The organism is Microbispora sp. GKU 823 (genome assembly GCF_002027145.1).
Lineage (GTDB): Bacteria > Actinomycetota > Actinomycetes > Streptosporangiales > Streptosporangiaceae > Microbispora > Microbispora siamensis.
The window spans coordinates 115,181-128,127 of the sequence record NZ_MWJN01000009.1; the positions used below are offsets into that span (position 1 = coordinate 115,181).

General features: G+C 69.4%; 13 protein-coding genes and 2 pseudogenes. 9 read left to right on the forward strand and 6 right to left on the reverse strand.

Annotated features, from left to right (window positions below):
• Window position 1: 1 nt before the first annotated feature.
• From nuoH to B1L11_RS07720, 5 genes and pseudogenes are all read right to left on the reverse strand, one after another.
• A complete protein-coding gene (gene nuoH, locus B1L11_RS07705; protein ID WP_079313847.1) occupies window positions 2-955 on the reverse strand; it encodes an NADH-quinone oxidoreductase subunit NuoH in 954 nt (317 codons plus the stop codon).
• 10 nt (window positions 956-965) lie between these two features.
• Complete coding sequence (locus B1L11_RS50020; protein WP_256862315.1) at window positions 966-1,181, reverse strand: NADH-quinone oxidoreductase subunit C; 216 nt, start codon at window positions 1,179-1,181, stop codon at window positions 966-968.
• A 91-nt stretch (window positions 1,182-1,272) separates the two neighbouring features.
• Window positions 1,273-1,497, reverse strand: a pseudogene (locus tag B1L11_RS50025) (NADH-quinone oxidoreductase subunit C); the annotation flags it as partial.
• Window positions 1,494-1,992 (reverse strand): annotated as a pseudogene (locus B1L11_RS07715) (NADH-quinone oxidoreductase subunit B). The pseudogenes B1L11_RS50025 and B1L11_RS07715, both read right to left, overlap by 4 nt.
• A 67-nt stretch (window positions 1,993-2,059) precedes the next feature.
• The gene (locus tag B1L11_RS07720) at window positions 2,060-2,431 is read right to left on the reverse strand and encodes an NADH-quinone oxidoreductase subunit A (protein ID WP_079313848.1); all 372 of its coding nucleotides are present in this window, start codon (window positions 2,429-2,431) and stop codon (window positions 2,060-2,062) included.
• 369 nt (window positions 2,432-2,800) lie between these two features.
• Between B1L11_RS07720 and B1L11_RS07725 the strand changes: the two genes are divergently transcribed.
• From B1L11_RS07725 to B1L11_RS07735, 3 genes are all read left to right on the forward strand, one after another.
• Window positions 2,801-4,648 carry a 2-oxoacid:acceptor oxidoreductase subunit alpha gene (locus tag B1L11_RS07725; protein WP_079313849.1) on the forward strand — a complete coding sequence of 616 codons (1,848 nt, stop codon included), beginning with the start codon at window positions 2,801-2,803 and terminating at the stop codon, window positions 4,646-4,648.
• Window positions 4,641-5,699 carry a 2-oxoacid:ferredoxin oxidoreductase subunit beta gene (locus B1L11_RS07730; protein WP_079313850.1) on the forward strand — a complete coding sequence of 353 codons (1,059 nt, stop codon included), beginning with the start codon at window positions 4,641-4,643 and terminating at the stop codon, window positions 5,697-5,699. Before B1L11_RS07725 ends, B1L11_RS07730 begins: the two co-directional genes overlap by 8 nt.
• A 118-nt stretch (window positions 5,700-5,817) precedes the next feature.
• The gene (locus B1L11_RS07735; protein ID WP_079313851.1) at window positions 5,818-6,714 is read left to right on the forward strand and encodes an NAD(P)-dependent oxidoreductase; all 897 of its coding nucleotides are present in this window, start codon (window positions 5,818-5,820) and stop codon (window positions 6,712-6,714) included.
• Window positions 6,715-6,717: 3 nt separating this feature from the next.
• On the opposite strand, the gene B1L11_RS07740 is transcribed toward B1L11_RS07735, so the two are convergent.
• Window positions 6,718-7,527, reverse strand: coding sequence for a 2OG-Fe(II) oxygenase (locus B1L11_RS07740; RefSeq protein ID WP_079313862.1), 810 nt, complete (start codon window positions 7,525-7,527; stop codon window positions 6,718-6,720).
• A gap of 151 nt (window positions 7,528-7,678) precedes the next feature.
• Between B1L11_RS07740 and B1L11_RS07745 the strand changes: the two genes are divergently transcribed.
• From B1L11_RS07745 to B1L11_RS44935, 6 genes are all read left to right on the forward strand, one after another.
• A complete protein-coding gene (locus B1L11_RS07745) occupies window positions 7,679-8,590 on the forward strand; it encodes a glycosyltransferase family 2 protein (protein WP_079313852.1) in 912 nt (303 codons plus the stop codon).
• A 111-nt stretch (window positions 8,591-8,701) separates the two neighbouring features.
• Window positions 8,702-10,018, forward strand: a complete 1,317-nt coding sequence (locus B1L11_RS07750; RefSeq protein ID WP_079313853.1) for a nucleotide sugar dehydrogenase — start codon at window positions 8,702-8,704, stop codon at window positions 10,016-10,018.
• Window positions 10,008-11,189 carry a glycosyltransferase family 4 protein gene (locus B1L11_RS07755; RefSeq protein ID WP_079313854.1) on the forward strand — a complete coding sequence of 394 codons (1,182 nt, stop codon included), beginning with the start codon at window positions 10,008-10,010 and terminating at the stop codon, window positions 11,187-11,189. Before B1L11_RS07750 ends, B1L11_RS07755 begins: the two co-directional genes overlap by 11 nt.
• A complete protein-coding gene (locus B1L11_RS07760; RefSeq protein WP_179155027.1) occupies window positions 11,186-11,905 on the forward strand; it encodes a glycosyltransferase in 720 nt (239 codons plus the stop codon). The genes B1L11_RS07755 and B1L11_RS07760 overlap by 4 nt, the downstream gene beginning before the upstream one ends.
• Before the next feature lie 126 nt (window positions 11,906-12,031).
• Window positions 12,032-12,580 (forward strand): dTDP-4-dehydrorhamnose 3,5-epimerase family protein, encoded by a 549-nt coding sequence (locus B1L11_RS07765; protein ID WP_079313855.1) that lies wholly within the window; start codon window positions 12,032-12,034, stop codon window positions 12,578-12,580.
• Window positions 12,577-12,947: cytochrome P450 (locus B1L11_RS44935; RefSeq protein ID WP_218670954.1), on the forward strand; the 371-nt coding region annotated here is incomplete at its 3' end. The genes B1L11_RS07765 and B1L11_RS44935, both read left to right, overlap by 4 nt.

A 12,947-nucleotide genomic window follows, 5' to 3' on the forward strand; every position in this document is an offset into this window, starting at 1 on the left:
CTCAGGCGATGAGGACCCTGACGACGCCGGTGAGGGCGAGCTGGAGGAGGGCGAGGGGCACCAGGACGGTCCAGGCGAACTTCTGCAGCTGGTCCTCGCGCATCCGGGGATAGCTGACGCGCACCCAGATGACGACGAAGGCCAGGGCGAAGACCTTGAGCAGCGTCCACACCGGGCCGGGCAGGAGGGGCCCCTGCCAGCCGCCGAGGAACAGCACGGTCGTGAGGGCGGACAACACCACGATCCCGGCGTACTCGGCCAGCATGAACAGGGCGAAGCGGAACCCGGCGTACTCGGTCATCGGACCCATGATGATCTCGGATTCCGCGATCGGCATGTCGAACGGCGGCCGGCGCAGCTCGGCCAGGCCGGCGACGAAGAACACGAAGGCCCCGATCGCCTGCCAGGGGAGCCACCACCAGCGCCACTGCTCGGCGATGCCCTGCAGGGACAGCGTGCCCGCGGCCATCGCCACGCTGGAGGCGGCGAGCACCAGCGGCAGCTCGTACGACATGAGCTGGGCGGCCGCCCGGATGCCGCCGAGCACGCTGTACTTGTTGGCCGAGGCCCACCCGGCCATGATCGCGCCGAGCACGCCGACGCCCATCACCGCCAGCACGAAGAACAGCCCGGCATCGAGGTCCACGGCCGCGAGCCCGGGGCCGACCGGGATCACGACCATCACGACGAGGTACGGCACGAGCGCCACCGCCGGGGCGATGGCGAAGACCCACCGGTCGGCCGCGGCCGGGATGACGTCCTCCTTCTGGACGAACTTGACGCCGTCCGCCAGGAGCTGCGCCCACCCGTGGAACCTCCCGGCGTACATCGGCCCGAGGCGCGACTGCATGTGGGCCATGGCCTTGTGCTCCATCTGCCCGACGATCAGCGGCAGCAGCAGGAACGCCGCCACCACGACGACCAGCCGGACCGCTACGTCGAGCACCTCGGCCATGGAACCCCTCTCACCCGGAGGCCCAGTCGGGCGGCACGCCCGGGGGCAGCATCCTGCGGCGGCTCGGCGAGCCGTGGTCGGACTCGCCCGGTTCCTTGGCCCCGGGCCAGGCCTTGGCGACCCGGGCGGCCAGCACGAAGTCCTTGCGCAGCGGGTGGCCCTCGAAGCCGTCCGGCAGCAGCAGCGGGCGCAGGTCCGGATGGCCGTCGAAGACCACGCCGAACATCTCGTACGTCTCCCGCTCGTGCCAGTTCGCCCCCCCGGAAGACGCCGGTGGCGGTCGGCAGGCGGGGGTCCGCGCGCGGCACCCGGGTACGCACGAGCAGGTGCGCGAACGCGACCGGGTCGAACACGTGGGCCACGACGGAGAACGCCTCGGGCGGCTCGTCCACGGCGGTCAGCCAGTCGAAGAACTCGAATCCGGCCGAGCGCGCGAACGCCAGCGCGTCGGTCCACTCGCCGGGCTCCACGTCGAGCACGTCCTGGCCGAAGGAGTCGGTGACGCGTGAGCCGTACCGCTCACGCACGGCCTCAGCGCTCATGCGTCGGCCCCCGGCAGGTAGCGGTCCTCCAGCGTCTCGCCGGCGATCTTCTCCTGGAGCTTCATGATCCCGTGGAGCAGCGCCTGCGGGGCGGGGCGGGCACCCGGGGACGTACACGTCCACCGGGATGATCTGGTCCACGCCCTTCGTGACGCAGTACGAGTCCCAGTAGGGCCCGCCCGAGTTGGAGCAGGCGCCGAACGAGATCACGTACTTGGGGTCGGGCATCTGCTCGTACAGCCGCCGTACGGCGGGAGCCATCTTGTCGGTCACCGTGCCCGACACGATCATCAGGTCGGCCTGCCGAGGGCCGTTGGCGAACGGGATCACCCCGAAGCGGATGAAGTCGTGCCTGCTCATCGACGTGGCGATGAACTCGATGGCGCAGCAGGCCAGCCCGAAGTTGAAGACCCACAGCGAGTAGCGCCGGCCCCAGTTCAGCACGAACTTCATCGGCTTGGGCGCCAGCCGGGACACCGGCCCCACCGTGGGCATCGGGAGATCGTTCACGGGCATGCGGTCACCGCCATGTCGTCCATTGTCCTCCCCGGAGCCGGTCGGGTCACGTCCAGCCCAGCACCCTCTTGCGCCAGGCGTACAGGATGCCGAGCGCGATGAACGCGAGGAAGACGAACATCTCCACCAGCGTCGTCATGCCGTACCCGGGGGCGGCGAAGACGGTGGCCCAGGGGAACAGGAACACGGCGTCGACGGCGAAGACCACGTAGAGGTACGTGAAGACGTAGTAGCGGATCTGCGACTGCGCCCAGCCCTCGCCGACGGGATCGACCCCGCACTCGTACGTCGTGAGCTTCTCGGGGGTCGGCCGACTGGGACGTAACATGCGGTTCACGAACAATCCGCCCGCGAAGATCGCCATGCCGACGAGGAAGAGGACGACGACCACGGCATATGAGCCGAAGTATCCACTCATAACCGCCTCCCAGGTCTCGAGGATAACCCCGGCACGATCTCAAGGGCTGAACACCTGACGGTCACATCCGAGTCCCCCGCATATAGTTGAGGATCGTGACCCGAATCAAGCTCGTCGCCCGCTTGCACCTGGACCTGTGCCGGCTCGCGTCGGGCCTGTGTCGCCCGGACGGTTCGCGAAGCTGACGGTGCGCCGCCCTCGGCGGCCGAGGCACCAGCGGGAACGCGCCACAGGTGCGGAAAGTCCCGGTAGAGCGCGCCTCAAGTGCGCATCTACGAAAAACCAGCGTGACCCCGATGGATCTAGCATGGATATGACAACGTGCCACCAGCAGGCAGCCCTGGGCGCGTCAAGGAGGACTGAGGAGCTGTGACCAAGCAGGTTCAGCAACTCGACCGCGTGATCATCCGGTTCGCGGGTGACTCCGGCGACGGAATGCAGCTCACCGGTGATCGGTTCACGGCGGAGACGGCCCAGTTCGGCAACGACCTGTCGACGCTCCCCAACTTCCCGGCGGAGATCCGCGCTCCCGCCGGCACCCTCCCCGGGGTGTCGAGCTTCCAGTTGCACTTCGCCGACCACGACATCCTGACCCCCGGCGACGCGCCCAACGTGCTCGTCGCCATGAATCCCGCCGCGTTGAAGGCGAACCTCGGCGACCTGCCCAAGGGCGCCGACATCATCGCGAACACCGACGAGTTCACCAAGCGCAACCTGGCCAAGGTGGGCTACGACGGCAACCCGCTCGAGGACGACTCGCTGGCCGAGTGGCGCCTGCACGCGGTGCCGCTGACCTCGCTGACGGTCAAGGCGCTCGAGGGCTACGACATCTCCAAGAAGGACGCCGAGCGGGCCAAGAACATGTTCGCGCTCGGGCTGCTGTCGTGGCTGTACCACCGCCCGACCGAGGGGACGATCCAGTTCCTGGAGGCCAAGTTCGCCAAGAAGCCGGAGATCGCCAAGGCGAACATCGCGGCCTTCCAGGCGGGCTGGAACTACGGCGAGACGACCGAGTCCTTCTCGGTCTCCTACGAGATCAAGCCGGCCACGCTCCGCCCGGGCACCTACCGGAACATCTCCGGCAACCAGGCCCTGGCGTACGGGCTGATCGCGGCGTCGGTGCAGTCGAAGCTGCCGCTGTTCCTCGGGTCCTACCCGATCACCCCGGCCTCCGACATCCTGCACGAACTGTCCAAGCACAAGCGGTTCGGGGTCCGGACGTTCCAGGCCGAGGACGAGATCGCCGGCGTGGGCGCGGCTCTCGGGGCCGCCTTCGGCGGGTCGCTCGGCGTGACCACGACCTCCGGCCCGGGCATCGCGCTCAAGGCCGAGACCGTGGGCCTCGCGGTGACCACGGAGCTTCCGCTGATCATCGTGGACGTGCAGCGGGCCGGGCCCTCGACCGGCATGCCGACCAAGACCGAGCAGACCGACCTGCTGATGGCGATGTACGGCCGCAACGGCGAGTCGCCGGTGCCGGTGCTGGCGGCGGCCACCCCGTCGGACTGCTTCACGATGGCGATCGAGGCGGCGCGGATCGCGCTGAAGTACCGCACGCCGGTCATGCTGCTGTCGGACGGCTACCTGGCCAACGGTTCGGAGCCGTGGCGCATCCCGGACATCGACGAGCTGCCGGACATCTCGGTGCTGTTCACCACCGAGCCCAACGGTGCGGACGGCACGACCTACCTGCCTTATCTGCGCGACCCGGAGACGCTGGCCCGCCCGTGGGCGGTGCCGGGCACGGCGGGGTTGGAGCACCGGATCGGCGGCATCGAGAAGGCCGACGGCACCGGGAACATCTCCTACGACCCGGACAACCACGACAAGATGGTGCGGCTGCGCCAGGCCAAGATCGACGGCATCGACGTGCCCGACCTGGTCGTGGACGACCCCGACGGCGACGCCCGGGTGCTCGTGCTCGGCTGGGGCTCGACGTACGGGCCGATCGCGGCGGCGGCCCGCCGGGTGCGCGCGAGTGGGCACAAGGTGGCCCAGGCGCACCTGCGGCACCTGAACCCGCTGCCCGCCAACACCGGCGAGGTGCTGCGCTCCTACGACAAGGTGCTGCTGCCGGAGATCAACCTCGGCCAGCTCGCCATGCTGCTGCGGGCCCGTTACCTGGTCGACGTGATCAGCTACAACCGGGTGCGCGGGCTCCCGTTCAAGGCCGCCGAGCTCGCCGCCGTCATTCAGGACGTGATCGAAAGTGACTGACACCCTCAACGGCAAGGGCCTGGCCCTCATCCCCCGTACGGACGTCAAGCAGACGCTGAAGGACTTCAAGTCCGACCAGGAGGTGCGCTGGTGCCCGGGCTGCGGTGACTACGCGATCCTGGCGGCGGTGCAGAGCTTCCTGCCCGAGCTGGGGCTCAAGCGCGAGAACATCGTGTTCGTCTCGGGCATCGGCTGCTCCTCGCGCTTCCCGTACTACCTCAACACCTACGGGTTCCACTCGATCCACGGGCGAGCTCCGGCCATCGCCACCGGGCTGGCCGCCTCCCGGCCGGACCTGTCGGTATGGGTGATCACCGGTGACGGCGACGCGCTGTCGATCGGCGGCAACCACCTGATCCACGCGCTGCGCCGCAACGTCAACCTGAACATCCTGCTGTTCAACAACAGGATCTACGGCCTGACCAAGGGGCAGTACTCCCCCACGAGCGAGATCGGCAAGATCACCAAGTCGACGCCGATGGGGTCGCTGGACAAGCCGTTCAACCCGATCTCGCTGGCGCTCGGGGCCGAGGCCGGGTTCGTCGCCCGGACCATCGACAGCGACCGCAAGCACCTGCAGGGCGTGCTGCGCCAGGCCGCCGAGCACCGCGGCGCCTCGCTGGTGGAGATCTACCAGAACTGCAACATCTTCAACGACGGCGCCTTCGACACCCTGAAGGACCCGGGCACCCGCGACGAGATCACCGTCCGGCTCGAGCACGGGCAGCCGATCGTCTTCGGCACCGGCGACAACGAACGCGCCGTACGGCTGTCGCCCACGGGCGGCGTCGAGGTCGTGCGCCGCGCCGAGGTCTCCGACGGAGAGATCCTCGTGCACGACGCCCACAACCCCGACCCGTCGCTGGCGTTCGCGCTGTCGCGGCTGGACGAGCCGGCGTTCGAGCACGTGCCGATCGGCGTCTTCCGCTCCATCGACCGGCCGTCGTACGACCAGCTCCTCAACGAGCAGGTCCAGACGGCCACGGCCGACAAGGGCACGGGCAGCCTCGCCGACCTGCTCCACGGCGGGGACACCTGGACCATCGGCTGACGTATCCGAGGGGCGGCTTCCCACGGGCCGCCCCTCACGGAAAACCCGCACGGCGTCTCCCGCATGAATAGGCTTCTCGGCTAGAGCATGAGCCACGCGACGCGTCAGGGAGGCCTCCATGAGGTGGGACAGCAGCCGTGTCCTGGTGACAGGCGCCACCGGGTTCATCGGATCCCGGCTCGCCCTGCACCTCACCTCTCTGGGCGCGCAGGTACACGGCGTCAGCAGGCGGGAGGTCGCTGACGACACGCTCATCTGGCACACCGTCGACCTCAGGGACGCCGAGGCCACCGGGGAACTCGTCCGCTCCGTCCGGCCGGACGTCGTCTTCCACCTCGCCGGAGAGGTGACCGGCTCGCGCGGCACCGAGTCCCTGATGCCCACGCTGACCAACACGGTGATGGGATCGGTGAACCTGCTCGACGCCGCGCGCGGCGCCGGCGTCCGGGTCGTGATGGCCGGCTCCATCGAGGAGGCCCGGTCGGAGCTGGGCGAGACACTGACCTCGTCCCCGTACGCCGTCGCGCGGTGGGCCGCGACGGGGTACGCGCGGCTGTTCCACCAGCTGTGGAATGTCCCGGTGACCGTCCTCCGGATCGCCATGGCGTACGGCCCCGGCCAGCCCGACACCACCAAGGTGGTCCCCTACGTCACGCTGTGCCTGCTGCGAGGCGAGAAGCCGCTGCTGACGGCGGGGAAGCGGCGCATGGACTGGGTGTACGTCGACGACGTGGTCGAGGCGTTCGTGCTCGCCGCCGAGAGGGAGGAGGCGGTCGGCCGGGTCTTCGACATCGGCACCGGCGACGGCATCGCCGTACGCGAGATCGTGAGCAGGCTGTATGAGCTGGCCGGCAACACGGCAACGCCACCGTTCGGCACGCGGCCCGAGCGCGTCATGGACGTCGAGCGGTTCGCCCATGTGGAGGAAGCCGCCGAGGTGCTGGGATGGCGCGCCGGAACGCCCGTCGACGAGGGGCTGAGGCGCACCCTGGAGTGGTACGGCCGGCGGCTGTGACGGTCACTTTCCCCTGTCGCGACCGAACAGTTCGACGAGGGCGGGCGGGGTCCAGCGCTTGGCGACCTGCCTGGCGTTGAACTTCCACGTCTCGCCCGGCCGCTCCTTGAACAACGTCGTGTGGTCCTCGGTGACCTCTTCTTCGGGACGGCCGTTGGTGTAGTAGTACAGCGCCATGGATCGCCGGGCCCGGTCCTCCGGGCAGGTCAGCGGATCGGGGTGGCCGTGGTTCGCGTCGTCCGTCGTGGCGAACAGCACGAACCTGTTGAAGACGGGCAGGATCTTGTGCTCGCAGACGGTCATGTCCTTGTTCCACAGCTGCAGGTGTCCGCCGTAGCTCTCCTCCCAATCCTTGTTCAGGTAGAGCAGGCCGTTCAGCCGCCGGTCGAGGTTGAGCCTGCGGCTCTTGTTGAAGTCGGCGTGCACCTTCAGGAAGCCGCCTGGGCGGATCTGGTGCAGGCCGCCGCCCTCCAGGTGAGGGTCGGACACCAGGTGCTTGATCCCGGTCAGCCGCTCCAGGAACTCCACGAACACACCGCCGTTGAACTCGGCGAGCAGGGCCCTGGTCGCCGGGCCCATCTTCTCCGTGTCGGCCAGGGCGAGCTTGATCTCGCGAGCGTCGTCGAACCGCTGCCAACTGGCGTCGCGAGGCTCGGGGAACTCGGACAGGACGGGCTCCAGCACGCTGGGCGGCAGGAAATCGTCGATGACCACGTGCCGGAACGGCTTGGCGTCGAGGAAATCCGCGCGCAGCCGATCGGCGATGGGGAACAACTCCTCACGCCTGAAGGTGAACGCCTGAACATCGTGCATGCCGCCAACCCCCTCGAACCCGCCGATCCCACTGGTGTACATATCGTGGCGGAGAAGTCCGCTCGTTACAGGGAAAGAGCCGACGCCTGAGGCGCTAGCATGCGCGTGGCCGGAACGTCGCAACCGTCGGAGCCCTGCCTCGGAGGCCCGTATGCCAGCCGTCCCCCGCGTCGCCGTCGTGATCGTCACCTACAACAGTGCGAAGATCCTCGGAGGATGCCTGGACTCGTTGGCGGCCGGAGCGCGGGGCGTCGATCTGCGCGAGATCGTCGTCGCGGACAACGCCTCCAAGGACGAGTCGGCGGACCTCGCCCGGCGAGCCGGGGCTACCGTGGTGCAGGTCGGCAGGAACGCGGGGTACGCGGCCGGTTTCAACGCGGGCGTGGCCGCCCTGGACCTGGAGCGGCTCGACGCTGTCATGGTCCTCGAACCCCGACTGCGCCTGCGGCCGGGCTGCCTGGCGCCGCTCGCCGCGGCACTGGACGAACCGGGCCGCGGCATCACCGCCCCACGTCTGGTGGGCCTGGACGGCCACACCCATCCCTCCCTGCGCCGGGCTCCCACCGTACGGCGGGCGTGGGCGGAGGCGTTGATCGGCGGACGGCTGGCCGGGCGCATCGCCGCCCTCGGCGAGGTGATCACCGACCCTGCCGTCTACGAGCGGCCGGGGCAGGCCGAATGGGCGACGGGCGCCGCCCTCCTCATGTCCGTTAAGGCGCTGACCGAGGTGGGGCCGTGGGACGAATCGTTCCTCCTGTACAGCGAGGAGACCGAGTACGCGCTGCGCGCCGCCGAGCGTGGCTGGTCCCTCTGGTACGAGCCGGCCGCCACTGTCGAGCACATCGGAGGCGACGCCAAGGTCAATCCCATGCTGGCCGCGCTGTTGACGGTGAACAAGGTCAGGCTGTTCCGCAGACGCCGCGGCCCCGTCTCCACCATGGCCTACTACCTCGCCGTGGTCGTCGGCGAGAGCATCCGCGCGCTACGCGGGCGACGAGCGGCGCGCGAAGCGGTGGTGTGGCTGCTGCGCCCCTCACGCCGCATCCAGGCTCTGCCCGACTGAAGAGCCATACCGGAACGGTTCCGTAGAGGCGCCCGATACCCGGTCACCGTAACGATCGACGCGACGCACGCGACTACTGAGGGGATGCTGTCGTGACGAGGGGGCCTGCCGGTGAGAATCAGCGTGTTCGGGCTCGGCTACGTCGGCTGCGTGTCGGCCGCCTGCCTGGCGTCGCGCGGTCACCAGGTCGTCGGCGTGGACGTCAATCCCCTCAAGGTGGACCTGATCGGACGCGGCCGGGCACCGGTGGTCGAGGAGCGGATCGGCGAGCTGACCGCCCAGGTCGTCGCCTCCGGTGCGCTGCGCGCCACCACCGATGCCGTCGAAGCCGTCAGGGAGAGCGAGCTGTCGCTGGTCTGCGTCGGCACTCCCTCCGCGTCCAACGGCAGCCTGTCCACCGCCTACCTGGAGCGGGTGGCCGAGCAGATCGGCGAGGCGCTGGCGGACCGGCGGGACTGGCACACCGTCGTGTTCCGCAGCACGATGCTGCCGGGCACCACCGCCTCGGTGCTCGTCCCCATTCTGGAGAAGGCCTCGGGCCGCACCGCCGGCGTCGACTTCGGCGTGGCGGTCAATCCGGAGTTCCTACGGGAGGGCACGAGCGTCCGCGACTTCTTCGACCCGCCGAAGACCGTCATCGGCGAACTTGATCCGGCCAGCGGCGACATGGTCGCCAGGCTGTACGGCGGGCTGCCGGGACAGGTGTTCCGGGTGCCGGTCACCGTCGCCGAGATGACGAAGTACGCCGACAACTCGTTCCACGGCCTGAAGATCGCCTTCGCCAACGAGCTCGGCGCCGTCTGCGCCGCTCTCGGGGTCGACTCCCACCAGGTGATCGACGTGTTCCTCGCCGACACCAAGCTCAACGTGAGCCCCGCCTACCTGCGCCCCGGTTTCGCCTTCGGCGGCTCGTGTCTCCCCAAGGACCTGCGTGGCCTCGTCTACGCCGCGCACCGGGCCGACGTCGCGGTGCCGCTGCTGTCCCACGTGCTGCCGTCGAACGAGGAGCACCTGCGCAGGGCCTTCGACCTGGTCGTCGCGGCCGGCAAGCGCCGGGTCGGGCTGTTCGGCCTGTCGTTCAAGCCGGGCACCGACGACCTGCGGGAGAGCCCTCTGGTCGAGCTCGCGGAGCGCCTCCTCGGCAAGGGCTACGACCTTCGCATCTACGACGCCAATGTTTCGATGTCCCGCCTTATCGGGACTAATCGGGACTACATTGAGAGCCGGCTACCGCACCTGAGCGAGCTGCTGTCCAACTCGGCCGAAGACGTGCTCGCGCACGCCGAGGTCTGCGTTGTGGGATGCGACGATCCCGCGGTCCTGGACGCACTCGTCCACGCAGGAGACAGGAACGTCGTCGATCTCATCCGCCTGCCCGACGCCGAGGAGCGTCGGCGACACCCGGGATACGTGGGACTTGGCTGGTAAGGCACTCATCCTGGTGGAGAACCTGTCCGTGCCGTTCGACCGGCGCGTATGGCAGGAAAGTCTCGCGCTGCGCGACGCCGGCTGGGAGGTGCACGTCATCTGCCCACAGGGCGCCAAGCGCGACACCGAACCGTACGCCGAGATCGACGGCGTCAGGATCCACCGCTATCCGCTCAAGGCCGCGACGGGCGGCCCGCTCGGTTACCTGCGTGAGTACGGCTCCGCCCTCTGGCACACCTACCGATTGGCCCGCCGGCTGGGCCCGATCGACGTCATCCACGCCTGCAACCCGCCGGACCTGTTCTTCCTGATCGCCAGGCTGCTCGGGTCCCGGGGCGCCCGGTTCCTGTTCGACCAGCATGATCTGGTGCCCGAGCTGTACCTGTCACGGTTCCAGCGCGGCCAGGACTTCCTCTACCGGCTGGTGTGCCGCCTGGAGCGGGCCACCTACCGAGCGGCCGACGTCGTCGTCGCCACCAACGAGAGCTACCGGGAGGTCGCGCTCACCCGGGGCGGCAAGCGCCCGGAGGACGTCTTCGTGGTGCGCAGCGCGCCCGCCGTCGAGCGGTTCCACGAGGTCCCGCCGCAGCCGGAGCTGAAGAAGGGCAAGCCGCACCTACTGTGCTACCTCGGCGTCATGGGACCCCAGGACGGCGTGGATTACGCGTTACGCGCCCTGGCGAAGCTGCGGGACGAGCAGAACAGAACCGACTGGCACGCGGCCTTCGTCGGCGCGGGGGACGCGTTCGACGACATGGTCCGGCTCGCCCGCGACCTCGGCCTGTCGGACCTCGTCGACTTCACCGGGCGCATCCCCGACGAGGACCTCCTCCGCTACCTTTCCACGGCCGACGTGTGCCTGTCGCCCGACCCGCTCAACCCGCTCAACGACGTCTCCACGATGAACAAGGTCATGGAATACATGGCCATGGCCCGCCCGATCGTCTCCTTCGACCTCCGTGAGGCGAAGGTCTCCGCCGGCGAGGCGGCGGTCTACGCGCCGCCGAACGACGAGTCGGAGTTCGCCAAACTCATCGCCATGCTCCTCGACGACCCGGAGGAGCGCCGCCGGATGGGTGCGATCGGGCGAGAGCGGGTCGCCGGCCCACTGTCGTGGGAGAACTCGCGGAAATCGCTGCTCGCGGCGTACGAGGCGGCCCGGACCCGGTGAAGCCGATCGCGAGCGTCGTCATCCCGGCGTTCAACGAGGAGTCGACCCTGGGCCGCTGCCTGGAACCGTTGCTGGCCGGAGCCGAGCCGGGCGAGCTGGACGTGGTCGTCGTCCCCAACGGATGCACGGACGGGACAGCGCTGGTCGCGCGGCGACTCGGGGCGAGGGTCGTGGAGTCGGCACGGCCGGGCAAGGCGAACGCGCTGTGCCTGGGCGACGCGGCGTGCTCGGTGTTCCCCCGCATCTATCTGGACGCCGACGTGCTGCTGGACACCGGATCCGCACGGGCCCTGGTTGCCGCGCTCGAGGATTCCGGCGCACTGGCCGCCGCGCCTGTCCCGGTGTGGGACCTGTCGGGTACCAGCCGTACGGCCCGGCGTGTCCACCGCGTGCACGAGCAGTTGCTGAAGCCGCGGCGGGCGCTGGCGGGCGTCGGCGTGTACGCGCTGAGCCGGGCCGGGCACGCACGAGTGTTCCCGCTTCCCGACGTGGTGGCCGACGACGAGCTGGTACACCGTAGCTTCGGCCCGCACGAGCGCGTGATCGTGCACGAGGCGCGATCGGTGGTGCGGCCGGCGCGGACGGTCAGGGCACACCTGCGCCGGCGCGTACGGGTCCGGCTGGGCAACCGGCAGCTGGCGAAGCTGGGTCTGCCGCGCCCGAGGGAAGGCTGGGACCTCGCGCGCTCGCGACGCTGGTCACGTCCCGGTCCGTGACCCCTCTGGACGCCGCCTGCTACCTGGCCGTCCTGCTCGCCGACCGCGCGCTGACCCGGAGAGAGTCGGCACGCGCGACCTCGATCACCTGGGCGACCGACACAACCAGTAGGTGAAGGGAAGCACATGCACGTGGAGCCCACCAGGTTTGAGGGGGTGCTGCTGTTCGTCCCCACGCCTCATCGGGACGACCGCGGACTGTTCACCCGGACCTTCGACGCCCGGCTCGCCGCCGAACACGGTCTCGATCCGAACACCTTCGTCCAGGACAGCCAGTCCCGCTCCCGAAGGGGGACCATACGTGGCCTGCACGGCAGGTCGGGACGAGGTGAGGCCAAGCTGGTCCGTTGCGCACGCGGGGCGATACTCGACGTGCTCGTGGACGCCCGGCCAGGCTCCCGCACGTTCGGCGAGCATCTGACGGTGCGGCTGGACGACGAGTCGTTCCACACCCTGTACGTCCCGCCGGGGCTGCTGCACGGCTTCCAGGCGCTTACCGAACAGACCGACGTCTGCTACCGAATCGACCGGGAGCACGACCCGGCCGAGGATCTCGCCGTGCGCTACGACGACCCCGATCTGAAGATCGACTGGCCGTTGCCGGTCAGCACGATCAGCTCCCGGGACCGGTCGGCGGGTACGTGGGCCGATCTTCGGGAACGTCTATCGCGATGAGATCGCTACTCCTGAGGGCCGCCCCTCTCGCGCTGCTGGTGGCGGCCTGCACCCCCGCGTCTCCGCAGAGCACTCCACCGGCCCGGCCGTCCCACACCGCCACCCCTACCCCCCAGGCCGGCGGATGCCGCGGCTATCCCACCCCGGCGTGCACCGGCGTGCCCAAAGGCACACGGCTCAAGACATTCCGTCCGAATTTCTACGGCGCCTACCGGGTGACTCAGGACGGGACCGTGCTGGACGGGGTGCACATCCCCGGCACGCTTCTGATCACCGCCCAGAACGTGACCGTACGCAACAGCCAGATCGACGGCGATGTGAAGAACGACTACGACGGCAAGATCTACCCCTTCACCATCAGCGACTC

Coding starts and splice junctions, on each gene's coding strand:
- B1L11_RS07740 (WP_079313862.1), bottom strand. CDS start 7,527: ATGCACGATGTTCAGGCGTTCACCTTCAGGCGTGAGGAGTTGTTCCCC.
- B1L11_RS07720 (WP_079313848.1), bottom strand. CDS start 2,431: ATGAGTGGATACTTCGGCTCATATGCCGTGGTCGTCGTCCTCTTCCTC.
- B1L11_RS50020 (WP_256862315.1), bottom strand. CDS start 1,181: ATGTTCGGCGTGGTCTTCGACGGCCATCCGGACCTGCGCCCGCTGCTG.
- nuoH (WP_079313847.1), bottom strand. CDS start 955: ATGGCCGAGGTGCTCGACGTAGCGGTCCGGCTGGTCGTCGTGGTGGCG.
- B1L11_RS07745 (WP_079313852.1), top strand. CDS start 7,679: ATGCCAGCCGTCCCCCGCGTCGCCGTCGTGATCGTCACCTACAACAGT.
- B1L11_RS07735 (WP_079313851.1), top strand. CDS start 5,818: ATGAGGTGGGACAGCAGCCGTGTCCTGGTGACAGGCGCCACCGGGTTC.
- B1L11_RS07765 (WP_079313855.1), top strand. CDS start 12,032: ATGCACGTGGAGCCCACCAGGTTTGAGGGGGTGCTGCTGTTCGTCCCC.